The following is a 24,130-nucleotide window of genomic DNA, read 5'->3' as shown; positions in this document are numbered from 1 at the left end:
GCCCACCTCTCCACGCCGATGCCGATAACAGGCCATCAAGTCGGTGTGAGGAACGGGCCGCCAGCGTCCTCAGCGAGGGCGCGGTAGCGTGGCGGCCGACTTTCTCCACCGGCTCGGCTGCTCCCGGGCCCGGTGGTACCGCAGCGAAGGGGTTCCCAACCATGTCCGAAGCTGAAGCCGCCCCTCCGGGCAAGCTCGAACTCCTGCCCGCCGTCGACGTGGCCGACGGCCAGGCCGTGCGTCTCACCCAGGGCGAGGCCGGCAGCGAGACCGGCTACGGCGACCCGCTCGAGGCCGCGCTGGCCTGGCAGAAGGCCGGGGCCGAGTGGCTTCACCTGGTCGACCTGGATGCGGCGTTCGGGCGGGGGAGCAACCGTGACCTGATCACCCGGGTCTGCGCCGAGCTCAGCGGCCTGGGGGTGAACGTCGAGATGTCCGGTGGCATCCGTGACGACGCCAGTCTGCAGGCGGCCATGGACACCGGCTGCCGCCGGATCAACCTCGGCACCGCGGCGCTGGAGAAGCCGGAGTGGACCCGCGACGCGATCGCCCAGTTCGGCGACCGGATCGCGGTGGGCCTGGACGTGCGCGGCACCACCCTGGCCGGCCGGGGCTGGACCAAGGAGGGCGGCGACCTCTGGGAGGTGCTGGCCCGCCTCGACGAGGACGGCTGCGCCCGGTACGTGGTCACCGACGTGACCAAGGACGGCACCCTGAAGGGCCCGAACCTCGATCTGCTGGCCGAGGTCTGCCGGCGCACCAGTAAGCCGGTGGTGGCCTCGGGCGGTATCTCCAACCTCGACGACATCGCCGCCCTGCGGGCCCTGGTCAAGGTCGGCGTGGAAGGCGCGATCGTCGGGAAGGCGCTCTACAGCGGTGCTTTCACCCTCGAGCAGGCGCTGCACGTAGCCGGGTGAACGGGATGAGCCACGACAACACCGGTAACACCGCCGACTCGGCCGGGGTGCCCTGGTCGGGCCGGACCCTGACCGCGCAGCCCTTCCCGGGTGACGACGGCTCCGCCGACCCGGCCCTGCTGGCCGCCCTCGAAGGGGGCGACCTGGTGGCGATCACCCGGGCCTGGGCCCCCACCCGGGCGATGGTCCCGATCGTAGCCGTGCTCGGTGAGGACGAGGCCGAACTGGTCGCCGCGCAGGGCGACAAGAGTGCCGACATGGCCCTGGTCACCCTGGTCGACGAGGACGAGGCCAAGGTGCTGCCGGTCTTCACCAGCGTCGCCGCCCTGCAGACCTGGAACGCCGAGGCCCGGCCGGTGCCGGTCGAGGCGGCCCGGGCGGCGCAGGCGGCGGTGGTGGAGGAGTGCCCCCGCGTCGTCATCGACCCGGCCGGTGCCTCGGTCGTGCTGCCCCGCCCCGCGGTCTGGGCAGTGGCCCAGGGACGCGACTGGGTGCCCCCGGCCGAGGACCCGGACCTGCTGGCCGGCATCGCCGCCCTGGTGCGGGCCGTGCCCGAGGTGAAGGCCCACCGCTGCGAGCCGGACGGGGTGGCCGGTCTGATCGTGGTGCTCGGCCTGCCGCCGGGCCTGGAGCGCGATCAGGTGCGGGCCACCACCACCCGGATCGGCGAACTGCTGCTCACCGACCAGATGGTCACCGAACGCACCGACTCGGTCCGGCTGGCCGTCCGCTCGGTCTGAGAACAGACCTCCTCTTCGGGCTTGGTCCAGCACAGGCGGAGCCGGCCGGGGCACAATCTGCTCATGGCCGCTCCGGCAGGCATCTCAGACCGGGAGAGCGAGGTGCTCGCCGCGGTGGGCGAGCACCTCACCAACGCCGAGATCGCCGCGCGCCTGTTCATCTCGGTGCGCACGGTGGAGAGCCACGTCTCCTCGCTGCTGCGCAAGCTCGGCGCCGAAGACCGCCGGGCCTTGGCCGGTCTGGCCCGCAGTGGCGTCCGCCGGGCGACAACGACCTTGCCCACGCCCCTCACCCCCTTCGTCGGACGGCAGGCCGAACGATCGTCGTTGCGCACCGCCCTCACCGCGCACCGGCTGGTGACGGCCGCCGGGCCGGGTGGGGTGGGCAAGACACGTCTGGCGCTGAGTGTCGCGGCCGAGATGAAAGACGTTTTCGCGGACGGGGTCTGGTACGTCGACCTGGTCCCGGTGGTGGATCCGCAGATGATCGCACCGGCCATCGCGCAGGCTCTGGGGCTGGGGGAGCGTCCGGGCGGTAGCGCGGCCGACGGGGTGGTGGCCTGGCTGGCCGGTCGGCAGACGCTGCTGGTGCTGGACAACTGCGAGCATCTGCTCGACGGCGTGGTGGTGCTGGTGGAGCGGCTGCTCGCGGCCGGCCCCGGACTCACCGTGCTGGCCACCAGCCGGGCCCGCCTGCTGGTGCCGTTCGAGCAGGTGTTCCCCGTGCCCGGGCTGACGATCGAGACCGATGCGGTGGAGCTGTTCTACGGGCGGGCGGCGGCCTCGGGCAGCCCGGTCGATCCGGGCGACCGAGCCGGGCGGGAGAGGGTGGCCGGGCTCTGCCGGGCGCTGGACGGAATGGCCCTGGCGATCGAGCTGGCCGCCGCGCGGCACGCGTCGCTGGGGTTGGACGGGCTGGAGAGCGGACTGACCGACCGGCTGAGCGTGCTCACCGGCGGGCGGCGGCTGGACGACCGGCACCGTTCGCTGCGCACCACGCTCGACTGGAGCCACGCCCTGCTCGACGATCCGGTCCAGGCGGTGCTGCGCCGCTGCTCGGTGTTCGCCGACCCGTTCACCCCGGAAGCCGCTGCGGCCGTGATCGGTCCGGGGAAACCTGAGTCCGCCCTGGCCACCCTGGCCGAGCACAGTCTGCTGGTGGCCGTCCCCGGGCTGGAGGGGATGCGCTACCGGGCGCTGGAGACGGTCCGGCAGTACGGCGCCGACCTTCTGGAGGAGGCGGGGGAGACCGACCAGGTACGCACCCGGCACCTGTTCTGGTGCCTCGAACAGCTCGGCGAGATCCGGTTCGACCTCATCGCCAACGAGATCCGCAGCGCTCTGACCTGGGCCGCCGACCAGCCCCAGCACCGCGCCCCGGCCTTCCGGCTGGCGATCGGCATGGCCGAACTCAGCTTCGTCCGGGGGATGCCCGCCGAGTCTCAGCGCCGCTACGAACAGGCCGCCGCTCTGGCCGACTCCGACGCAGTGGCGGCCGACGTGTTCCGCAGCGCGGCCGGCGCCGCCGAGGCCCGGCACGTCGGTCTCGACGCACTGAGGCTGCGCCACCTCGCCGCCGAGGCCGCGATCAGGGCCGGTGACCACGCCGGAGCCGCTGGTGACCTGGCCCGCAACGCCGAACTGATCAATCGTGGGCCGGGCCTGATGGCCACCGAGCCGCCCGAGGGCGAGGTGCGGCGGCTGATCACCCGGGGCTGGGAGCTGGCCGGCGACGACCCGGCCGCCCGGGCCCGGCTGCTGATCGCCGAGGCCTGCGAGCGGCCGATCGCCGAACCGGGCACCCTGCGCCGCATCGAAGAGGCCCTGGTCCTGGCCCGCCGAACCGCCGACCCGCTGACCGAGAGCGCCGCTCTCGACCAGCTCACGGCGGTTCAGGCGGCCTCGGGCGACGTACGCGCGGCGGCCGCCAGCGCGTTCCGCCGCACCGAACTGCTGGCCCCGCTGCCGATCCGCTCGGTGGCCGCCCTCGAGATGTTCGACAGCCTGCAGATGGCGGTCGACGGAGCGGTCGCCGCCGGTGACCTGGCCGGAGCCCGCACCCTGGCCGAACGCCTGCGCGATCTGCCGTTCTACCGTGAGGAGGGGCACCTGGCCTCGGCCCGGCTGATGCTGGTCACGGTGTTCTCCGGCGACTGGGACCAGGCCGTCGCGCTGGCCGACGGCTTCCGCGCGGGCTGGGACCGGGCCGGGCGCCCTCAGGCGGGCAACTTCAGCCGGGCCGCCTACGCCGCGGCCGCCATGTACGGGCTGCGGGGCGACGAGACCAACCGCACCGCATGGCTCGGCATCGTGGACGCCCTGGCGACCCCGGGACGTCCTATGTCGATGATCCACGCGGGTGAGTTCTTCGACGCCGAACTGCTCCTGCACCAGGGCCGCCCGGCCGAGGCGGTGCGGTTGCTGGCCACCCCGCCGGAAGAGCTGACGACGTGGTTCAACGGGCTGTGGCGCCCCTGGTACGCGGCGCTCTGGGCCGAGGCCGGGGTGCTCGCCGAGCTCCCCGGAGCGGCCGGCCGGATCCAGCGGGCCCGGACCTGCACCGGCGGCAACCCGCTGGCCGCCGCCCTGGTCGACCGAGCCGCCGAACTGCACCAGGGCGGCAGACCGCTGCACGAGGGCCACGACCGGTTGCAGGCCGTGGCCGCAGCCCTGCGCAGCTATCGCTACCAGTGGGCCCGCACCCAGGCGATGCTGGGCGACACCACCGAACTGGCCCGGCTCGGGACCACCCCTATGGCCTGGCCTCCAGCACGATGTTGAACGGTGTCTCGGTGGCCCGGCGCACCGAGCTGAACCCGGCCTCGGTCAGCACCGCGGTCAGCGCCGCCGGCCCGGCCTGCGCGCCGAGCCCCAGCCCGACCTCCTGCGCCAGCGAGCCGGGCGTGCAGATCGCCGTGGACAGCCCGTAGTAGGTGCGCCCGACCGGGTTCAGGTTGTTCTCCAGGCCGTCATCGGCGTTCGGCTCGACCAGCATCAGCGTGCCGTCCGGGGCCAGCGCCCGGTGGATCCGGCGGGCGGCGCCGACCGGGTCACCCATGTCGTGCAGGGCGTCGAACAGGCAGACCAGGTCGTACCCGGCGCCCGGCACCTCCTTGGCCGCGGCCACCTCGAACCGGGCCCGGTGGTCCACGCCGGCCTCCTGGGCACTGCGCCGGGCCTGCTCGATCGAGGGCTCGTGCAGGTCGAACCCGGCGAAGGTGGAGCGCTCGAAGGCCTGCGCCATGATCACCGTGGAGGCGCCCTGCCCGCAGCCCACGTCGGCCACGCTCGCTCCGGCCCGCAGCTTGGCCACCACCCCGTCGAGGGCCGGCAGCCAGCTCTCCACCAGGTGCGCGGCGTAGCCGGGACGGAACAACCGCACCACCCCGGAGAACAGCCGCCCGTCGTGCTGGTGCCAGCCGATCCCCTCGCCGCTGCGGAAGGCCGCGGCCAGCAGGTCGTGATCGGCGTAGCAGGAGGCGATCGCCTCGAACGCGCCGCCCAGGAAGACCGGGCTGGTCTCGTCGGCCACCACCATCGCCTGCTCGGCCGGGAGCTCGAAGGTGCCCTCGGCCGGGTGGTACACCACGTAGCCACCGGCCGCCTGGTTGGCCAGCCACTCGCGCACGTAGCGCTCGGCGGTGCCGGTGCGCCCGGCCAGCCCGCCGGGGGTGATCGGGCCGGCGTCGGCCAGGGCGCGGTACAGCCCGAGCCGGTCGCCGAGGTGCAGCATCAGCCCGGAGATGGCGGCGCCCATGTCGATGACCGCCTGCCCCACGAACGCGTGGAGCCGGGATTCGTCGACTGAAGTGATGGTCACGGGAGGTCCCCTCGCAGTGGTGCCGGTCCCCCTCGGACCGGCCTCGGTACGAGACTGCTCGGCGGCCCGGGCCGGCGGCATCCGTGCCCACCACGGATCCCGGACGTCCGTGGTGAGCACCCAGGGGACGTACGGTCGCGGGCACCTCGACGGGGCTGCTACTCTGGTCCACTGACCGACCGAGTCCCGTCACGAACCTGCCCCAACCGGCGAGTTCACCGACAGGGCCCGGTGCGCCAAGTGGAGTCTCTCCCACCCGGCGCCGTCGCCCCGGAAGGTTCGGGGTGAAACGGCTTCGGGTCCCGGTCCGCTCCTCCCGACCAGGAGGAGTCACCTCGCCGTACCTGGCGGGGCTGTACGGCGACGGAACAATCGTCTGCCGTAGAACCGTTGATGAGGCTCCCGAGCGCCTGCGACCGGGAGCCTTCTCCTGTTTGCCGGCGGTCTCCGAGACCGTACGAAGGAGTAACACATCAGCGAGCCCCGGATCAACGACCGTATCCGCGTCCCAGAGGTGCGGCTGGTCGGCCCCAACGGGGAGCAGGTCGGCATCGTCCGGGTCGAGGACGCGTTGCGTCTCGCCCAGGAGGCCGACCTCGACCTCGTCGAAGTCGCGCCCCAGGCGCGGCCGCCGGTCTGCAAGCTCATGGACTTCGGCAAGTTCAAGTACGAGTCCGCGATCAAGGATCGCGAGGCCCGGAAGAACCAGGCCCACACGGTCCTCAAGGAAATCAGGCTCCGGCTGAAGATCGACCCGCACGACTACGAGACCAAGAAGGGTCACGTCGTTCGGTTCCTCGAGGCCGGTGACAAGGTCAAGGTCATGATCATGTTCCGTGGTCGCGAGCAGTCGCGCCCGGAGATGGGCTACCGCCTGCTGCAGCGGATGGCTGCCGACGTCGCCGAGGACGGCTACGTCGAGAGCAACCCCAAGCAGGACGGCCGCAACATGGTCATGGTGATCGGCCCGCACAAGAAGAAGGCCGAGGCCAAGGCCGAGCAGAAGGCCGGGCTGGACGAGGAGCGGGCTGCCCGCGCCGAGCGCCGCCGTGAAGAGGCGGCCCTGGCCGCCGAGAAGACCGCTGCTGTCGCGGCCGCCGCTGCTGCCGAGATCGTCGGCGAGAGCGACGACGAGCCGATCTTCATCAAGCGCACCACGCCGCCGCCGGCTGCCGCCGCGCCCGCTGCCTCCGGTGCGCCGTCCTCCTACTCCTCCCGCCCGTCCGGCGGTCCCGGTGGCCCCCGTGGCGACCGTCCGTCGTACGGCGACCGCCCGTCCGGCCCGCGTGGCGACCGTCCGTCCTACGGCGACCGCCCGTCCGGCCCGCGTGGCGACCGTCCGTCCTACGGCGACCGTCCCTCCGGTCCTCGTGGCGAGCGTCCTTCGGGTCCGCGCCCCTCGGGCGACCGTCCCGGTGGGCCGACGTCCCGTCCGGCTCCGAGCGGGGCTCCGCGTCCGGCTGCGGCCGGTCCGAGCCCGCGTCCGGCCGCCGCGCCGGGCGGCTCCGCCCCGGCTCCGGGGGCCCGTCCCAACCCGGGTCCGGCCGGTCCGCGGCCGACCCCGGCCGGGATGGGGCCGCGCCCCACGCCCGCCGGGATGGGCCCGCGTCCCACCCCGGGTCCGCGACCGACCCCGGGCCCCGGCCCGCGTCCCGGCCCGCGTCCCACCCCGGGACCCGCGGCCGAGACGAAGCCCGCGGAGGAAGCCGGCAAGCCGGCGTCCTCCGAGCAGGAAGCGGCAGCCGACGCCTGACGGCTGCCGACGTAAGCCAGGCACCGGGCGGCGGCCTTCACCGGCCGTCCGCCCGGCGCCGACACACCTTCCGCGTGCCGGAGTGCCCGCTCGCGGATCGATGAGGAGACACAGACGTGCCGAAGAACAAGACGCACAGCGGTGCGAAGAAGCGGTTCAAGGTGACCGGCAGCGGCAAGCTCATGCGTGAGCAGACCAACCGCCGTCACAACTTCGAGAGCAAGCCCTCGAGCCGCACCCGCCGCCTGGCGTCCGACGAGCCGGTTGCCCCGGGCAACCTGCGCGCCGCCAAGCGCCTGCTCGGCCGCTGACCTTCCCTTTTCCGTAACCCCCGTCGCCGGTCCCGGCCGGTGATCAGAAACAAGGAGTACTCACGTGGCACGCGTGAAGAGGGCAGTCAACGCCCAGAAGAAGCGTCGCGAGGTCCTGGAGCGCGCCAGCGGTTACCGCGGCCAGCGCTCGCGCCTCTACCGCAAGGCCAAGGAGCAGGTCACCCACTCGCTCGTCTACTCCTACCGCGACCGTCGTGCGCGCAAGGGTGACTTCCGCAAGCTGTGGATCCAGCGCATCAACGCCGCGTCCCGCGCGAACGGCATGACGTACAACCGCTTCATCCAGGGCCTGAAGGCTGCTGAGATCGAGGTCGACCGTCGCATGCTGGCCGAGCTGGCCGTCAACGACGAGGCCGCCTTCGCGGCCCTGGTCGTGCTGGCCAAGGCCGCCCTCCCGGCGGCCGCCGAGACCTCTGCGGCCTGAGCTCCTCGCCGCCCGTAGCGGGCAGCGGATGCAGCGAAGCGAAATGACGACGGAACGCCCGGCGCCCGAGGCGCTGTCCAATCCCCGGTCCGACCGGGTGAGGGCAGTGGCCCGGCTGTCCGGGCGTTCCGCACGTCTGCGGGCCGGCCGGTTCCTGGTCGAGGGTCCGCAGGCGGTGCGGGAGGCAGTGGCCGAACAGCTGGCCAGAACCAACCTGAAGACGTCCTTCACGAGCGATCGGCGCAGTGCGCCGGAGGCTCCCGGCGGGTTGCGCGAGCTGTACGCCACCCCCGAGGCCGCCCAGAGGCACCCCGAGATTCTGCACGCGGCGGCCGAAGCGGGTGTGCCCGCGCGCCCCGTCACCGACGAGGTGCTCGCCGCCATGCTGGCCGGGGCCGGAACCACCACGCCGCAAGGGCTGCTGGCGGTCTGCGACCTGATCACCGTGCCCCTCGAAACCGTGCTGGCGGCCAGACCCCGCCTGGTGGCGGTGCTTTCGCAGGTTCGTGACCCGGGCAACGCCGGCACCGTGATCCGGGCCGCCGACGCCGCCGGGGCCGACGCCGTGGTACTCACCGACGCGAGCGTCGACGTGCACAACCCCAAGTGCGTACGTTCCACCGCCGGAAGCCTTTTCCACCTCCCGATCGTGGCCGGGGTACCCCTGGCCGAGGCCGTGCAGCAGCTGAAGGCCCAGGGTGTGAGTGTGCTGGCGGCCGACGGCGCCGGTAAGTACGACCTCGACGTGCTGGCCGACGACGCCGAGGACCGCGCGGTCCAGCCACCCACCGACCGCCGCCCACAAACGTCCGTAATCGGTGATCCCTGGCTGGAGAACCCGGTGGCGTGGGTGTTCGGCAACGAGGCGTGGGGCCTGCCCGAGACCGACCGCGAACTGGCCGACGCCGTGGTGCGGGTGCCGGTGCACGGGCGGGCCGAGAGCCTCAACCTGGGCACGGCCGCCACGGTGTGCCTGTACGCCACCGCCCGCGCGCAGCGTCGCGAGCAGCGCCGGCAGGAACGATTTACCAAGGCGGACCCGGCCCGCTGAACAGCCCCCGGGTTCCGCCGTTCCTCACTCCTGCCCGAATATCCACTGGCCACCGTCTGAAAAGATGAAGCACGTGAGGATCACACTGTGAGTACCAAGGACTACGACCCGAAACAGGTCGCGGTGCTCTCCGAGGAGAAGCTGGCCGAGTTCGTCGCGCAGGCCCTGGCGGCCTTCGCCGCGGCCGGCGACCTGGACGCGCTGAAGCAGGCCCGGCTCGAGCACTCCGGCGACCGCAGCCCGCTGGCCCTGGCCAACCGCGAGATCGGCGCGTTGCCGCCGGCCGCCAAGGCCGACGCCGGCAAGCGCGTGGGCCAGGCCCGCGGCCAGGTGAACAAGGCCCTGGCCGGCCGTCAGGCCGAGCTGGAGACCGAGCGCGACGCCCGGGTGCTGGTCGAGGAGTCGGTCGACGTCACCCTGCCGGCCGGCCGCCGCCCGGCCGGGGCCCGGCACCCGCTCTCGACCGTCTCGGAGCGGATGGCCGACATCTTCGTGGCGATGGGCTGGGAGGTCGCCGAGGGGCCGGAGGTCGAGGCCGACTGGTTCAATTTCGACGCCCTGAACTTCGGCCCGGACCACCCGGCCCGGCAGATGCAGGACACCTTCTTCGCCGACCCGGTCGACAGCGGCCTGGTGCTGCGCACCCACACCTCGCCGGTGCAGGCGCGCACCATGCTCGACCGTGAACCGCCGATCTACGTGGTGGTGCCCGGCCGGGTGTTCCGCACCGACGAGCTGGACGCCACCCACACCCCGGTGTTCACCCAGATCGAGGGTCTGGCCGTGGACAAGGGCCTGACCATGGCCCACCTGAAGGGCACGCTCGACCACTTCGCCCGCACCCTGATCGGGCGGGAGGTCACCACCCGCCTGCGGCCGGCGTTCTTCCCGTTCACCGAGCCGAGCGCCGAGCTGGACCTGCGCTGCTTCGTCTGCGACGGCAAGCTCGACGACTGCCGCACCTGCGGCGGCACCGGCTGGATCGAGTGGCTGGGCTGCGGCATGGTCAACCCGAACGTGCTGCGCGCGTGCGGGATCGACCCGGAGGTCTACACCGGTTTCGCGTTCGGGGCCGGGATCGAGCGGGCCCTGATGTTCCGCAACGGCGTCGAGGACATGCGCGACATGATCGAGGGTGACGTCCGCTTCAGCCGGCACTACGGAATGGAGGCGTGATGCGCGCCCCGCTGAACTGGCTCGCCGAGTACGTCGAGCTGCCTTCCGGCGCAACCGCTCTCGAGGTCGCCGCCGACCTGGTCCGGGTCGGGCTGGAGGAGGAGGCGGTGCACGGTGGCGACGTCACCGGCCCGCTGGTGGTCGGCCGGGTGCTGGAGTTCACCCCCGAGCCGCAGAAGAACGGCAAGACGATCCGCTGGTGCCAGGTCGACGTCGGTGAGGGCACCCCGCGCGGGATCGTCTGCGGCGCGGGCAACTTCGTCGAGGGCGACCTGGTCGTGGTGTGCCTGCCCGGGGCGGTGCTGCCGGGTGGTTTCGCGATCACCGCACGCAAGACGTACGGCCACAAGTCCGACGGAATGATCTGCAGCGCCAAGGAGATCGGCCTCGGCGAGGACCACGACGGGATCATCCGGCTCACCGAGTGGGGCTTCGACGACGCCGCACCCGGCGACGACGCGATCGCGCTGCTCGGCCTGGCCGAGGAGACGGTCGAGGTCAACGTCACGCCCGACCGCGGTTACTGCTTCAGCCTGCGCGGGATCGCCCGGGAGTACTCGCACGCCACCGGCGCCCGGTTCACCGACCCGGCGCTGGTCGAGGTGCCCGCTGCCTCGGCCGACGGCTTCGCGGTGGAACTCGACGACCAGGCCCCGATCAACGGTGTGCCCGGCGGCGACCGCTTCGTGGCGCGGGTCGTGCGGGGCGTCGACGCCACCGCCACCAGCCCGCGCTGGATGCAGAAGCGGCTGGAACAGGCCGGGATGCGCCCGATCTCGCTGGCCGTCGACGTCACCAACTACGTGATGCTGGCCGTGGGGCACCCGCTGCACGCCTTCGACCTGGACAAGCTGGCCGCGCCGATCGTGGTGCGCCGGGCCGTCGCGGGCGAGAAGCTCACCACGCTCGACGACGTGGAGCGCACCCTTCACACCGAGGACCTGCTGGTCACCGACTCCCCGCAGGGCCGGGGCTCGCGGGTGCTCAGCCTGGCCGGGGTGATGGGCGGCGCCAGCAGCGAGGTCTCCGCCGAGACCACGAACCTGCTGGTCGAGGCCGCGCACTGGGACCCGATCACGGTGGCCCGCACGATGCGCCGGCACAAGCTGAGCACCGAGGCGGGCAAGCGTTACGAGCGCGGGGTCGACACCCGGCTGGCCGACGTGGCCGCCGAGCTCACCGTGCGCCTGCTCGTGGAGTACGGCGGTGAGAAGGTCGAGATCGGCCCGGTCACCGACGTGGGCGAGGCCGCTCCCGGCGCCACGATCGAGATGCCGGCCGACTTCCCGGGCCGGATCGTCGGTCTGGACTACACCCGTGAGCAGGTGGTGGAGAACCTCGAGCAGATCGGCTGCGAGGTCTCCGGCGACGACGTGCTCACCGTGCAGGCCCCGAGCTGGCGTCCCGACCTGCTGGTGCCGGTCGACCTGGCCGAGGAGGTCGCGCGGCTGCGCGGCTACGACCAGATCCCCGCGGTGCTGCCGGTCGCCCCGGCGGGCCGGGGTCTGACCCACGGCCAGCGGGTGCGCCGCTCGGTCGCCCGGGCGCTGGCCGAGTACGGCGGGGTCGAGGTGCTGACCTACCCGTTCATCGGTGCGGCCGTGCACGACGCGTTCGGCCTGCCGAAGGACGATGCCCGTCGTACGGCGCTGAAGCTGGCCAACCCGCTGTCCGACGAGCAGCCGTACATGCGCACCTCGCTGCTGGCCACGTTGGTCGAGGCGGCCAAGCGCAACGTCGGTCGCGGGTTCACCGACCTGGCGCTCTACGAGATCGGCGCGGTCGTCCGGCCCACCGGCTCCGAGCCGAAGGCCGGTCACCCGGGGGTCGCCCAGCGTCCTTCCGAGGCCGAGCTGGAGCAGCTGAACGCGGCGATCCCGCACCAGCCGCTGCGCGCCGCGATCGTCCTGGCCGGTCAGCGCGAGCTGCCGGGCTGGGAAGGCCCGGGCCGCCCGGCCGACTGGTCCGACGCGCTGGAGGCGGCGCTGCTGGTGGCCCGCACGGTCAACGTGCAGCCCACGGTCACGAAGGACGAGAACCACGCGCCGTGGCACCCGGGTCGCTGCGCGCGGCTGGAGATCGACGGTCAGCTCTTCGGTCACGCCGGTGAGCTGCACCCGAAGGTGGTAGCGGCGCTGGGGCTGCCGCCGCGCACGGTCGCCGCCGAGGTCGACCTGGACGTGCTGATCGCCGCTTCCGGCCAGATCGTCACGGCCCGGCCGATCTCCTCGTTCCCGCTGGCCAAGGAAGACGTGGCGCTGGTGGTCGAGAACGCGGTGCAGGCCCAGGACGTGCACACCGCCCTGGTCGACGGGGCGGGGGAGCTGCTGGAGTCGGTGCGGCTGTTCGACGTGTACACCGGCACCTCGGTGCCCGAGGGCCACAAGTCCCTCGCGTTCGCGCTGCGCTTCCGGGCCCCGGACCGCACGCTGACCGCGGAAGAGACTGCGGCAGCTCGCGATGCCGCGGTCGCCCTGGCGGCTGAACGCACGGGGGCAGTTCTGCGGGGGTAGACCCGACCCCGTCAATGGTGGACGTCTGTGCGCGACTTGCGCACAGACGTCCACCATTTCGCTTTTGGTGAACTTCCGGTGGCCCTGAACCGTGTGCCCATTGCTCCCGAAACCCACCGAAAAGGACTCACCATGCGTCGTCTTTCGAGCCTGGTCGTTGCTCTCCTGGCTCTTGCCACCCTCGTTCTGCTTCCGGCGGCGGGCGCTTCGGCCAAGGCCGAGGTGGCCCCGGCCGACACGGTCTCGGCCCAGGCCTGGCAGCACACCCTGTTCTGCAACCGGGGGGTCGGGATCGAGATCCACCCGTACTTCCTGGACGGCAGCCACATGGGCTGGATCAAGCCCGGTAACTGCGCAGGAGCCAACCTGGATCTGCACAGGGCCTTCTCGATCGAGGTCGTGCGTCCTCACACCGGGGAGCGCAAGACCTACCGCGGCTTCGTGGTGCGCTGCCACACGGAGTTCACCGTCTCCGGCACCTACCAGGCCACCCGCACGCCGACACTGTGCGCGTAAGCAGTTTCCGGTGATGGTGCGGGGCCGCGGGCCTCGCACCATTCCACCGACGTACGACTTGACTCCCGGTCAGGATCGTCCACCATTGGTGACCGGGTGGTGGCGCAAAGCACTATGCATACAATTTCGCCGCTGTGTATAGTCATGCGCTATGGGCTTCACGGCGGCAGTGGCAGGGGCGAGCGGGTACGCCGGCGGTGAGCTGCTGAGACTGCTCCTGCAGCACCCACAGATCGAGATCGGGGCGCTCACCGCGGGCGGCAACGCCGGCTCGCGACTCGGTGAGCACCAGCCGCACCTGCTGCCGCTGGCCGACCGGGTGCTCGGGCCGACCACGGCCGAGCAGCTCAGTGGGCACGACCTGGTCTTCCTGGCGCTGCCCCACGGGGCCAGTGCAAAGATCGCCGCCGAGCTCCCGGCCGAGACCGTCGTGGTCGACTGTGGTGCCGACCACCGGCTGGTGAGTGCCGAGGCGTGGGAGGAGTTCTACGGCGGTGAGCACGCGGGCACCTGGGCCTACGGCCTGCCCGAGCTGCCCCGCCCCGACGGCGAACGTCAGCGCGAAACCCTGCGGGGCGCGCGCCGGATCGCGGTGCCGGGCTGTTACCCCACGGCCTCCAGCCTGGCCCTCGCCCCCGGCTTCGCGGCTGGTCTGCTGCAGCCCGACGACGTGGTGGTGGTCGCCGCGAGCGGCACCTCCGGGGCCGGCAGGTCGGCCAAGCCAAACATGATCGGCAGCGAGGTGATGGGCTCGATGACCCCCTACGGGGTGGGCGGCGTGCACCGCCACACTCCGGAGATCGAGCAGAACCTCGGCCTGGCCGCCGGAAACCAGGGCGAGCCGGTGCGGGTCTCGTTCACCCCCACCCTGGCCCCGATGTCCCGGGGCATCCTGGCCACCTGCACCGCCCGGCTGAAGCCCGGGGTGAGCGTCGAGCAGGTGCGCACCGCCTGGGAAAGCACCTACGCAGACGAGGCTTTCGTCCACGTGCTGCCCGAGGGCCGCTGGCCCCGCACCGCCGACACGCTCGGCGCCAACACCGCCCTGGTCCAGGTGGCGGTGGACCAGCGGGTCGGCCGGGTGATCGCCGTCAGCGCGATCGACAACCTGGCCAAGGGCACGGCCGGCGGTGCGATCCAGTCCGCCAACCTGGCCCTGGACCTGCCCGAGACCCTGGGCCTGCCGCTGGTCGGGGTGGCCCCGTGAGCCGGGAGGTGGCCTCGTGCATCTGATCCAGTACCGGCAGGCGATGGCCCTGGTCCGTCTGCCTCCCGAAAGTCCCGATCCCGACTGGGTGCACGGCGGCCCGCTGGTCAGCGTCTCGCGCACGGCCGACGAGATCAGCGTGGTCTGCCCGACCAGCAGCCTGCCCGAGCCGGTGCCCGGTCCGGTCGAGGGGCCCTTCACCGTCACCCGGGCCGCCGGGGCGCAGGAGTTCTCCCAGATCGGGGTGCTCCTGCGGATGCTGAAACCGTTGGCCGACGCCGGGATCCCGGTGCTCAACGTGTCCACCTTCGACACCGACTGGGTGCTCGTGCCCGCGGCCCAGTCGGTGGTCGCCGCCTCGGTCTGGCGCCACGCCGGCTACACCGTCACCGAAAACGCCGAATAGCCCTTCCGGAAAGAGGAACAGATCATGAGCGTCACCGCGGCCAAGGGCTTCCGCGCCGCCGGGGTGGCCGCCGGGCTGAAGAGCACCGGCGCCCCCGACGTGGCCCTGGTAGTCAACGACGGCCCGAACGACGCGGCCGCCGCCGTGTTCACCAGCAACCGCTGCAAGGCGAACCCGGTGCTGTGGAGCGAGCGGGCGATCGCCGACGGCCGGCTGCGGGCGGTGGTGCTGAACTCGGCCGGGGCCAACTGCTACACCGGTCCGGAGGGCTTCCAGACCACGCACGCCACCGCCGAGGAGGTGGGCCGCCGCAACGCGGTCGACCCGCTCGACGTGGTGGTCTGCTCGACCGGCCTGATCGGCCCGCTGCTGGAGCGCGACAAGCTCCTGGCCGGGGTGGCCGCCGCCAGTGCCGAGCTGCGGCCCGAGGGCGGCGCCGACGCGGCGCTGGCCATCATGACCACCGACACGGTGTCCAAGCAGGCCTCGGTCGTCTCGCCGGAAGGCTGGACGGTGGGCGGGATGGCCAAGGGTGCGGGCATGCTCGCCCCGGCCCTGGCCACCATGCTCGTGGTGATCACGACCGACGCGCAGGTCGACTCGGCCGGGCTGGACGCCGCGCTGCGGGCCGCCACCGGGGTCACCTTCGACCGGCTCGACTCCGACGGCTGCCAGTCCACCAACGACACGGTCGCGCTGCTGTCCTCCGGGGCCTCCGGAATCACGCCCAGCGGCGCCGAGTTCGCCGCCGCCGTCACCGCCGTCTGCCACGACCTGGCCCAGCAGTTGCTGACCGATGCCGAGGGTGCCGACCACGACATCGCGATCGAGGTGCTCAACGCCGCCTCGGTCGACGAGGCGGTGGAGGTCGGCCGCTCGGTGGCCCGCAGCAACCTGTTCAAGGCCGCGATCTTCGGCAAGGACCCGAACTGGGGCCGGATCCTGGCCTCGGTCGGCACCACCACGGCCAAGTTCGACCCGGCCGACCTCGACGTGGCCCTGAACGGGGTCTGGGTCTGCCGTAAGAGCGAGCCGGGCGAGGACCCGGCGCAGATCGACCTGAACCCCCGCCAGGTGAGCGTCACCATCGACCTGAAGGCCGGCGACGCCACGGCCACGGTCTGGACCAACGACCTCACCCACGCGTACGTGCACGAGAACAGCGCGTACTCGTCGTGATCGACCTGGAGAAGCTCAGCGCCGGCCAGAAGGCCGAGGTCCTGGTCGAGGCGCTGCCCTGGCTGCGGCGGTTCCAGGGCGCCATCGCGGTGATCAAGTACGGCGGCAACGCGATGATCGACGACGATCTCAAGCGCGCCTTCGCCGAGGACGTGGTGTTCCTGCGCGCGGCCGGGCTGAAGCCGGTGGTGGTGCACGGCGGCGGGCCGCAGATCTCGGCCATGCTCAAGAAGCTCGGCATCCAGAGCGAGTTCCGCGGCGGCCTGCGGGTGACCACGCCGGAGACCATGGAAGTGGTCCGGATGGTGCTCACCGGTCAGGTCAGCCGCGAGCTGGTCGGGCTGATCAACCAGCACGGGCCGCTGGCCATCGGCCTGTCCGGTGAGGACGGCGGCCTGTTCCTGGCGGCCAAGCGCGATGCCGTGATCGACGGCGCCCCGGTCGACCTGGGTCTGGTCGGCGACGTGGTCGAGGTCGACCCGGCGGCGGTGCTCGACCTGGTCGACGCGGGCCGCATCCCGGTGGTCTCCACCGTGGCCCCGGACGACGACGGCCAGGTGCTCAACGTGAACGCCGACACCGCCGCGGCGGCGCTCGCGATCGCCCTCCAGGCGCGCAAGTTCGTGGTGCTCACCGACGTCGAGGGCCTGTACGCCGACTGGCCGGACCGCTCCTCGCTGCTGTCCGAGATCACCGACACCGAGCTCGAGAAGATGCTGCCCGGCCTGCAGTCGGGCATGGTGCCGAAGATGGAGGCCTGCCTGCGCGCCGTGCGCGGCGGCGTGCCCACCGCCACCGTCATCGACGGCCGTGAGGCGCACAGCCTGCTGCTGGAGGTCTTCACCGCGCAGGGCGTGGGCACCATGGTCGTCCCCTCCACCCCGAACCAGAACGGGACCACCGCATGAGCGCCGATCTCAGCAACCCGTCCACCAGCCTCGTCGACCTCACCGGCCAGTCCTCGGCCGCCTTGCTCGAGCGTTACGGCCGTTCGGTGATGGGCGTCTTCGGCACCCCGCAGCGGGTTCTGGTGCGTGGTGAGGGCGCCTACGTGTGGGACGCCGACGGCCGGCGCTACCTCGACCTGCTCGGCGGGATCGCGGTGAACGCCCTCGGCCACGCCCACCCGTTCCTGGTCTCGGCCGTCACCGCGCAGCTGGCCACCCTCGGCCACGTCTCCAACTTCTTCACCCACCCGCTCCAGATCGCCCTGGCCGAGCGCATTCTCGAGCTCGCCGGGGCGCCGGAGGGGTCGGCGGTGTTCTTCTGCAACTCCGGCACCGAGGCCAACGAGGCGGCGTTCAAGCTCACCCGGCGCACCGGCCGGACCAAGGTCGTCGCCGCCCAGGGCGGATTCCACGGTCGCTCGATGGGCGCGCTCGCGCTCACGTCCAAGGCGGCCTACCGTGATCCGTTCGCCCCGCTCCCGGGTGACGTGGTGCACGTGCCCTGGGGCGACGTCGAGGCCCTGGCCGCCGCCGTCGACCAGGACACGGCCGCGGTGGTGCTCGAGCCGATCCAGGGCGAGGCCGGCGTCCGGCTCGCGCCCGAGGGGTATCTGGCCGCCGCCCGCCGCCTCACCCAGGCGAACGACGCGCTGCTGATCCTCGACGAGGTGCAGACCGGAGTGGGCCGCACCGGCGCCTGGTTCGCCCACCAGCTCGAGTCCGAGCGGGTCGTCCCGGACGCGATGACCCTGGCCAAGGGCCTGGGGGGCGGCATCCCGGTCGGCGCGATGGTGGTCTACGGGCCGCAGAACGCCCAGCGGCTGACCCCGGGCCAGCACGGCACCACCTTCGGCGGCAACCCGATCGCCGCCGCGGCCGGCCTGGCCACCCTTCACGTGATCGAGCGGGACGGTCTGCTGGAGAACGCCACCACCATCGGAAAGCGCCTTTCCGAAGGGCTTTCCGGCCATTCGATGGTCACCGAGGTGCGCGGCCGCGGTCTGCTGCGGGCCGTCCAGCTCACCCAGCCGGTGGCCGCCGCCGTGGCCAGCCACCTTCTGGAGGCCGGTTTCATCGTGAACGCCGTCGCCCCCGACGCGCTCCGGCTGGCCCCGCCGCTGATTCTCACCGCCGAGCAGGCGGACTCGTTCATCGCGGCCCTCCCGGCCGCCCTCGACCTTGCGGCGCAGGAGATCTCATGAGCCCCCGGCACTTCCTCAAAGACGACGACCTCTCGCCGGACGAGCTGATCGAGGTGCTCGACCTGGCCGACCGGCTCAAGGCCGACCGCGCCGCCGGTGTCCTGGCCACCCGGCCCCTCGACGGGCCGAAGGCCGTGGCCGTGCTGTTCGACAAGTCCTCCACCCGCACCCGCGTCTCGTTCAGCATCGGCATCGCCGAGCTGGGCGGTTACCCGCTGATCATCGACTCCGGCAGCAGCCAGCTCGGCCGCGGCGAGCCGATCGAGGACACCGCCCGGGTGCTCACCCGTCAGGCCGCCGCGATCGTCTGGCGCACCGGCGACCAGAGCCGGATCGAGGCGATGGCCGCGCACAGCACCGTCCCGGTGGTGAACGCCCTCACCGACCAGTACCACCCCTGCCAGCTGCTGGCCGACCTGCAGACCGTGCGCGAGCACAAGGGCAGCCTGACCGGGCTCACGCTGGCCTACTTCGGCGACGGCGCGAACAACATGGCGCACTCTTACCTGCTGGCCGGCGCCAACGCGGGTATGCACGTGCGGGTCGCCGCCCCCGAGGGCTTCCGGCCCGACCCCGCGGTCGTCGAGCGGGCGTCCGAGCTGGCCGCGAGCACCGGTGGTTCGGTCGCCGTCACCACTGATGCGGCGGCGGCCGCCGACGGCGCCGACGTGCTCGCCACCGACACCTGGGTGTCGATGGGGCAGGAGTCCGAGAAGAGCGAGCGGGTCGGTATTTTCACCGACTACTCGGTGGACGAGGCACTGCTGGCCAAGGCTGCGCCGGGGGCGATCGTGCTGCACTGCCTGCCCGCCTACCGGGGTCTGGAGATCAGCGCGCCGGTGATCGACGGCCCCCAGTCGGTGGTCTGGGACGAGGCCGAGAACCGGCTGCACGCCCAGAAGGCGCTGCTCACCTGGTTGCTGGAGCGATCGGGATGAGTGTGCCCGACCGCAGCCGGACGGCCCACACCAAGGTCGCCCGGCACCGTCGGATCGTCGAGCTGCTGCGCCGCAACCAGGTGCGCTCGCAGGTCGAGCTGGCCGGGATGCTGGCCGGCGAGGGGGTCGCGGTCACCCAGGCCACGCTCTCGCGCGACCTGGTCGAGCTGAGCGCGGTCAAGGTCCGTCACCCCGACGGGGGGCTGGTCTACGCGGTGCCCGGAGAGGGCGGCGACCGCACCCCGCAGGCCGGGGTGGAGCAGGAGATGCTGGTCGCCCGGCTGTCCCGGCTCTGCGAAGAACTGCTGGTCACCGCGGAGGCCTCGGCCAACCTGGTGGTGCTGCACACCCCGCCGGGGGCGGCCCAGTTCCTGGCCTCGGCGATCGACCACTCGGTCCTGCCCGACGTGCTGGGCACGATCGCCGGCGACGACACCGTCCTCGTGGTCACCCGCGACCCGGTGGGCGGAGACGCGGTCGCCGACCGTTTCCTCTCGCTGGCCGCCGGTACTTCGAACTAGAGACGTACGTGGGCCTCTTTCCGGGCCTGCGTCACCCGTCTTTGTGCGAACTTTTGTGCGAACCGATCTAAGGAGCAAGCCGTGACCGCCGAGCCCAAGGTCCTGTGGGGTTCACGTTTCAGCGCCGGCCCGGCCGACGCCATGTTCGCGTTGTCCGTCTCGACCCACTTCGACTGGCGCCTGGCCCGTTACGACCTGGCCGGCTCGCGCGCCCACGCCCGGGCGCTGAACCGGGCCGGGCTGCTGACCGACGAGGACCTGGCCGGCCTGCTGGCCGGGATCGACGGCCTGGACGCCGACGTGGCCTCGGGTGCGGTCGGCCCGGCCCCGCACGACGAGGACGTGCACTCCGCCCTGGAGCGCATCCTGATCGAGCGGCTCGGGCCGGAGCTGGGCGGGCGGCTGCGGGCCGGGCGCTCGCGCAACGACCAGATCGCCACCCTGCTGCGGATGTTCCTGCGCGACCACGCCCGGGTGGTGGCCAACCTGCTGCTCGACCTGGCCGAGGCGCTGGCCGCACAGGCCGCCGCGCACCCGACCGCGCCGATGCCCGGCCGCACCCACATGCAGCACGCCCAGCCGGTGCTGCTGGCCCACCACCTGCTGGCCCGGGCCTGGCCGCTGCTGCGCGACGTGGACCGGCTGCGCGACTTCGACCGCCGGGCCGCGGTCTCGCCCTACGGATCGGGTGCGCTGGCCGGATCTACGCTGGGCCTCGACCCCGAAGCCGTCGCCACCGACCTGGGTTTCCGCGCCTCGGTGCCGAACTCCATCGACGGCACCGCCTCCCGCGACCTGGGCGCCGAATTCGCCTTCGTGGCCGCGATGGTCGGGGTGGACATCTCCGGCCTGGCCGAGGACGTGATCATCTGGGCCACCAAGGAGTTTTCCTTCGTGACCCTCGACGACGCCTGGTCGACCGGCTCGAGCATCATGCCGCAGAAGAAGAACCCGGACGTGGCCGAGCTGACCCGGGGCAAGGCCGGCCGGCTGATCGGAGACCTGGCCGGGTTGCTGGGCACGCTCAAGGCCCTGCCCTTGGCCTACAACCGGGACCTGCAGGAGGACAAGGAGCCGGTCTTCGACGCGGCCGACACCCTCGAGGTGGTCCTGCCCGCCCTGGTCGGCATGGTCTCCACCCTGGTCTTCCACACCGAGCGGATGGCCGAGCTCGCCCCGCAGGGCTTCGCCCTGGCCACCGACATCGCCGAGTGGCTGGTGCGGCAGCGGGTGCCGTTCCGCGACGCCCACGAGATCGCCGGGGCCTGCGTGCAGCGCTGCGAGCAGCGGGCCGCCGCCGAGGGCCGTCCGGTGGAGCTGTGGGACCTGACCGACGAGGACCTGGCCGCGGTCTCGCCGCACCTCACGCCGGACGTGCGCGCTGTGCTTAACGTCGAGGGTGCCCTGGCTTCGCGCGACGGCCGGGGCGGCACCTCGCCGCGCCGGGTCGCGGAGCAGATGGCAGAGCTGGCTGCGGAGATCAAGAGCCTGCGGGAGTGGGCCACCAACTGAGGCCGAACCGTGATCAAACCCGTTCCGCCGGTGCCGGATTCGATCAGCGCGGGTGAGCGGTAACGCGGAGGGTCCACGGCGGCAGATTGTGACAACCGGTCAGTGTTGTTACGCAAAGCTACCGCCGTGAACCCTCCGCGAAACATTTCTGAAATAGCAAAACGGCTGTGCAGCAAGGGGTTTGGCTGAACCCGGCAAAATGGTGTCTTTACGTCTGTGGGAGCAGGGGTAAGACTGGGCCCTGCGTGGGTCGCAATGGCGCGGTCCACGCATCAGACTCACCTCCCATCTCGTCGAACAGCCGCCCGCAGCGCGCTATTACGAGCCGCAGGAGATTGCGATCAGATGGCCCTGATGAAGGGTCTGTTCGTGGTGCCCGCAAGTGCTGGAACTCCGGGAGCGCTCCCGGTCACCAGGCCCTAGCATCGCCGTCGTGCCCACCGCCCAGCCCGCCCCGTTGCCCCGGTCCTTCTTCGACCGCGAGCCTCTGGTGGTGGCGCCGGCGCTGCTCGGCACGGTGATCCGGCACGAGCGCGACGGGCAGGCCGTGGAGATCCGGCTCACCGAGGTAGAGGCCTACCTCGGTGAGGGCGAGGATCCGGCCTCCCACTCGCACCGCGGTCTGCGCCCCCGTAACCAGGTGATGTGGGGGCCGCCCGGCCACCTGTACGTCTACTTCACCTACGGCATGCACTACTGCGCCAACCTGGTCTGCCGTCCGTCCGGCATCTCGGGGGCGGTGCTGATGCGGGCCGGCGAGGTGGTCTCGGGGATCGACGTCGCGCGCTCGCGTCGCCCGACCAGCAAGCGCGACATCGATCTGGCTCGGGGGCCGGCGCGGCTCGCCAGTGCGTTGGGGTTCGGGCGTGAAGACGATGGGCGCGACCTTTGTGGGGGTAGCTCGCTCCAGGTGTTGCCGGGGGAGGCGGTGCCCCAGTCGAAGGTGCGCACCGGCCCCCGGGTGGGCGTGGCGGCGGGAGCCGATTCGCCCTGGCGCTACTGGATCGACGGAGAGCCGACGGTGTCGGTGTACCGGCCCGCGGTTGCTCGCAAAAGGCGACCGACCACATAGGGAGCCTGAGGACATCGGTGCTCACCGACGTCCTCAGGCACTAATCGGTTCTCGCCCGGGGCGACGTCGGCCCTAAGGTTGGGCGGGTGACCGCGAGTACCGAAGAATCCGTGACCTCCGCGCCTGCGGCCAACGTCTGGGACGAGCTGAGCCGGCGCAATCTGATCTCGACGTCGACCGACGAGGCGGCGCTGAAGAAGACGCTCGGAGCCGGCCCGGTCACCTATTACTGCGGCTTCGACCCCACCGCGCCGAGCCTGCACATCGGCCACCTGGTGCAGATCCTGACCATGCGCCGCCTGCAGGAGGCCGGGCACCGGCCGCTGGCCCTGGTCGGCGGCGCCACCGGGCTGATCGGCGACCCGCGCCCGACCGCCGAGCGGGTGCTGAACTCGCCCGAGGTGGTGGCCGGCTGGGTGGACGAGCTGCGCGGTCAGATCGAGCCGTTCCTCGACTTCACCGGCCCCAACGCGGCGCAGATGGTGAACAACCTGGACTGGACGTCCGGGCTGGGCGCGATCGAGTTCCTGCGTGACCTGGGCAAGCACTTCCGGGTGGGCAAGATGCTGGCCAAGGACGCGGTGAGCGCCCGGCTGAACTCCGACGCAGGGATCAGCTACACCGAGTTCAGCTACCAGATCCTGCAGTCGCTGGACTTCCTGGAGCTGAACCGGCGGCACGGCTGCACGCTGCAGATCGGCGGGTCGGACCAGTGGGGCAACCTGACCGCGGGGATCGACCTGATCCACCGGGTGCGCCCCGAGCAGACCGTGCACGCGCTGGCCACGCCGCTGATCACCAAGGCCGACGGCTCGAAGTTCGGCAAGAGCGAGGGCGGGGCGATCTGGCTGAACCCCACGATGACCTCGCCGTACGCGTTCTTCCAGTTCTGGGTGAACGCCGAGGACGCGAAGGTGGCCGACTACCTGAAGGTGTTCTCGTTCCGCTCGGAGGAAGAGCTGGCCGAATTGGCGGAGTCGGCGGCCACCCGGCCGCAGGCACGTGAGGCGCAGCGGGCGCTGGCCCGGGAGATGACCGGGCTGGTGCACGGTGAGCTGGCGGCAACGCGGGTGGAAGAGGCGAGCAAGGCGTTGTTCGGCGGCGGTGAGCTGACCGGGCTGGACGAGGGCACGCTCGCCGACGCCCTAGCCGAGCTGCCCAAGGCTCAGTTGCCGCGGGGCGAGCACTCGGTGATCGACCTGCTGGTGGCCACTGGTCTGTCCAAGAGCAAGTCGGAGGCTCGGCGCACCCTGGGCGACGGCGGTGGCTACGTGAACAACGTGAAGGTGACCGAAGGCGAGACGGCGACGGTGAGCACGTCGGACCTGCTGCACGACCGGTGGATCCTGGTGCGCCGGGGCCGGCGTCAGCTCGCGGCGGTAGAGCTGGTGGGGGAGTAGGTCGTTCGCTCCTTGCCTCACGAAGGGCTTGTCCGCCGGCTGGTGGGCAAGCCCTTCGTCCGTTCTTGCGTTACGTGAGATCAGGTGAACGTACGGTTATTTAGCCTGGTCGGGTGGAGGTTGACATCGCGATTTGACCTGCTGGTCGGCCATCCGTAATGTTCTACGTGTTGGCAGCGCGGGAGCGACGGACACGAAAGTGGCCGGTCCCGAAGCCAACTCCCCTGGAAGTCTGAGCAGCTCTGGCCCTCGCCGGGTTCGAGTCGCTCAAGGCCGCCTGGGGCCGGATGGACAAGGCAGTGAAAATCTTCTGGTAAGGTTTACACCGCCCGGTCAGCCGGGTAGGTTGGAAAGGTTGCCCCGGAAGCCACCGAGAGGTGGGGGATGGTGAGCGTCCGCTCCTTGAGAACTCAACAGTGCATCTGAACAACCGATGCCAAATCGGCCAGAAGATTTTCTGGTCACTTGGCTGATGGTCTCTGGTTCGTCAGGTTTCTCCGACCC

General features: G+C 71.8%; 20 protein-coding genes and 1 pseudogene. 20 read left to right on the top strand and 1 reads right to left on the bottom strand.

Annotated features, from left to right (window positions below; translation table 11 throughout):
- The first annotated feature begins 161 nt into the window (after window positions 1-161).
- The 3 genes from priA to QSK18_RS27400 all read left to right on the top strand — a co-directional run bounded on the left by priA (window position 162) and on the right by QSK18_RS27400 (window position 4,438).
- Entirely contained in the window at window positions 162-917 is a 756-nt protein-coding gene (priA, locus tag QSK18_RS27410) for a bifunctional 1-(5-phosphoribosyl)-5-((5-phosphoribosylamino)methylideneamino)imidazole-4-carboxamide isomerase/phosphoribosylanthranilate isomerase PriA (protein ID WP_285624943.1), read from the top strand.
- Window positions 918-922: 5 nt separating this feature from the next.
- Entirely contained in the window at window positions 923-1,657 is a 735-nt protein-coding gene (locus QSK18_RS27405) for an SseB family protein (RefSeq protein ID WP_285624940.1), read from the top strand.
- A 63-nt stretch (window positions 1,658-1,720) separates the two neighbouring features.
- Window positions 1,721-4,438: an ATP-binding protein gene (locus QSK18_RS27400; protein ID WP_232813000.1), complete on the top strand. Its 2,718-nt coding sequence runs from the start codon at window positions 1,721-1,723 to the stop codon at window positions 4,436-4,438.
- Here the strand turns inward: QSK18_RS27400 and QSK18_RS27395 are convergent.
- Window positions 4,410-5,414, bottom strand: coding sequence for a class I SAM-dependent methyltransferase (locus tag QSK18_RS27395; protein ID WP_352396667.1), 1,005 nt, complete (start codon window positions 5,412-5,414; stop codon window positions 4,410-4,412). The genes QSK18_RS27400 and QSK18_RS27395 overlap by 29 nt on opposite strands.
- A 535-nt stretch (window positions 5,415-5,949) precedes the next feature.
- On the opposite strand from QSK18_RS27395, the pseudogene infC reads away from it, so the two are divergent.
- The 17 genes and pseudogenes from infC to tyrS form a co-directional block, all read left to right on the top strand.
- Window positions 5,950-6,564: pseudogene (infC, locus tag QSK18_RS27390) on the top strand (translation initiation factor IF-3); the annotation flags it as partial.
- A 782-nt stretch (window positions 6,565-7,346) separates the two neighbouring features.
- Window positions 7,347-7,541, top strand: coding sequence for a 50S ribosomal protein L35 (gene rpmI, locus QSK18_RS27385; RefSeq protein WP_232813002.1), 195 nt, complete (start codon window positions 7,347-7,349; stop codon window positions 7,539-7,541).
- Window positions 7,542-7,605: 64 nt separating this feature from the next.
- Window positions 7,606-7,986, top strand: coding sequence for a 50S ribosomal protein L20 (rplT, locus tag QSK18_RS27380; protein ID WP_232813003.1), 381 nt, complete (start codon window positions 7,606-7,608; stop codon window positions 7,984-7,986).
- Window positions 7,987-8,029: 43 nt separating this feature from the next.
- Window positions 8,030-9,037: a TrmH family RNA methyltransferase gene (locus QSK18_RS27375; protein ID WP_232813004.1), complete on the top strand. Its 1,008-nt coding sequence runs from the start codon at window positions 8,030-8,032 to the stop codon at window positions 9,035-9,037.
- A gap of 87 nt (window positions 9,038-9,124) precedes the next feature.
- Window positions 9,125-10,213 (top strand): phenylalanine--tRNA ligase subunit alpha, encoded by a 1,089-nt coding sequence (pheS, locus tag QSK18_RS27370; RefSeq protein WP_232813005.1) that lies wholly within the window; start codon window positions 9,125-9,127, stop codon window positions 10,211-10,213.
- Window positions 10,213-12,726, top strand: coding sequence for a phenylalanine--tRNA ligase subunit beta (gene pheT / locus QSK18_RS27365; protein WP_232813006.1), 2,514 nt, complete (start codon window positions 10,213-10,215; stop codon window positions 12,724-12,726). The genes pheS and pheT overlap by 1 nt, the downstream gene beginning before the upstream one ends.
- Before the next feature lie 132 nt (window positions 12,727-12,858).
- Complete coding sequence (locus QSK18_RS27360) at window positions 12,859-13,242, top strand: hypothetical protein (RefSeq protein WP_232813007.1); 384 nt, start codon at window positions 12,859-12,861, stop codon at window positions 13,240-13,242.
- A 151-nt stretch (window positions 13,243-13,393) separates the two neighbouring features.
- Window positions 13,394-14,449, top strand: a complete 1,056-nt coding sequence (gene argC, locus QSK18_RS27355) for an N-acetyl-gamma-glutamyl-phosphate reductase (RefSeq protein ID WP_285624930.1) — start codon at window positions 13,394-13,396, stop codon at window positions 14,447-14,449.
- Between the two features lie 16 nt (window positions 14,450-14,465).
- The gene (locus tag QSK18_RS27350) at window positions 14,466-14,855 is read left to right on the top strand and encodes an ACT domain-containing protein (protein ID WP_232813009.1); all 390 of its coding nucleotides are present in this window, start codon (window positions 14,466-14,468) and stop codon (window positions 14,853-14,855) included.
- 24 nt (window positions 14,856-14,879) lie between these two features.
- Entirely contained in the window at window positions 14,880-16,034 is a 1,155-nt protein-coding gene (argJ, locus tag QSK18_RS27345; protein WP_232813010.1) for a bifunctional glutamate N-acetyltransferase/amino-acid acetyltransferase ArgJ, read from the top strand.
- Window positions 16,031-16,942, top strand: a complete 912-nt coding sequence (gene argB / locus QSK18_RS27340) for an acetylglutamate kinase (RefSeq protein WP_232813011.1) — start codon at window positions 16,031-16,033, stop codon at window positions 16,940-16,942. The genes argJ and argB overlap by 4 nt, the downstream gene beginning before the upstream one ends.
- Window positions 16,939-18,183, top strand: coding sequence for an acetylornithine transaminase (locus tag QSK18_RS27335; protein ID WP_232813012.1), 1,245 nt, complete (start codon window positions 16,939-16,941; stop codon window positions 18,181-18,183). The genes argB and QSK18_RS27335 overlap by 4 nt, the downstream gene beginning before the upstream one ends.
- Window positions 18,180-19,121, top strand: coding sequence for an ornithine carbamoyltransferase (argF, locus tag QSK18_RS27330; protein ID WP_232813013.1), 942 nt, complete (start codon window positions 18,180-18,182; stop codon window positions 19,119-19,121). Before QSK18_RS27335 ends, argF begins: the two co-directional genes overlap by 4 nt.
- Window positions 19,118-19,642 (top strand): arginine repressor, encoded by a 525-nt coding sequence (locus QSK18_RS27325; protein ID WP_232813014.1) that lies wholly within the window; start codon window positions 19,118-19,120, stop codon window positions 19,640-19,642. The genes argF and QSK18_RS27325 overlap by 4 nt, the downstream gene beginning before the upstream one ends.
- An 81-nt stretch (window positions 19,643-19,723) precedes the next feature.
- Window positions 19,724-21,154, top strand: coding sequence for an argininosuccinate lyase (gene argH, locus QSK18_RS27320; protein ID WP_232813015.1), 1,431 nt, complete (start codon window positions 19,724-19,726; stop codon window positions 21,152-21,154).
- 433 nt (window positions 21,155-21,587) lie between these two features.
- Window positions 21,588-22,226: a DNA-3-methyladenine glycosylase gene (locus QSK18_RS27315; RefSeq protein ID WP_232813016.1), complete on the top strand. Its 639-nt coding sequence runs from the start codon at window positions 21,588-21,590 to the stop codon at window positions 22,224-22,226.
- A gap of 86 nt (window positions 22,227-22,312) precedes the next feature.
- Window positions 22,313-23,626, top strand: coding sequence for a tyrosine--tRNA ligase (tyrS, locus tag QSK18_RS27310; RefSeq protein ID WP_232813017.1), 1,314 nt, complete (start codon window positions 22,313-22,315; stop codon window positions 23,624-23,626).
- Window positions 23,627-24,130 lie beyond the last annotated feature (504 nt).

Origin of the sequence: Kineosporia sp. NBRC 101677 (genome assembly GCF_030269265.1) — a bacterium.
GTDB lineage: Bacteria > Actinomycetota > Actinomycetes > Actinomycetales > Kineosporiaceae > Kineosporia > Kineosporia rhizophila.
The sequence above is the reverse complement of the archived record's forward strand: the minus strand, read 5'-3'. Positions and strand labels throughout refer to the sequence as shown.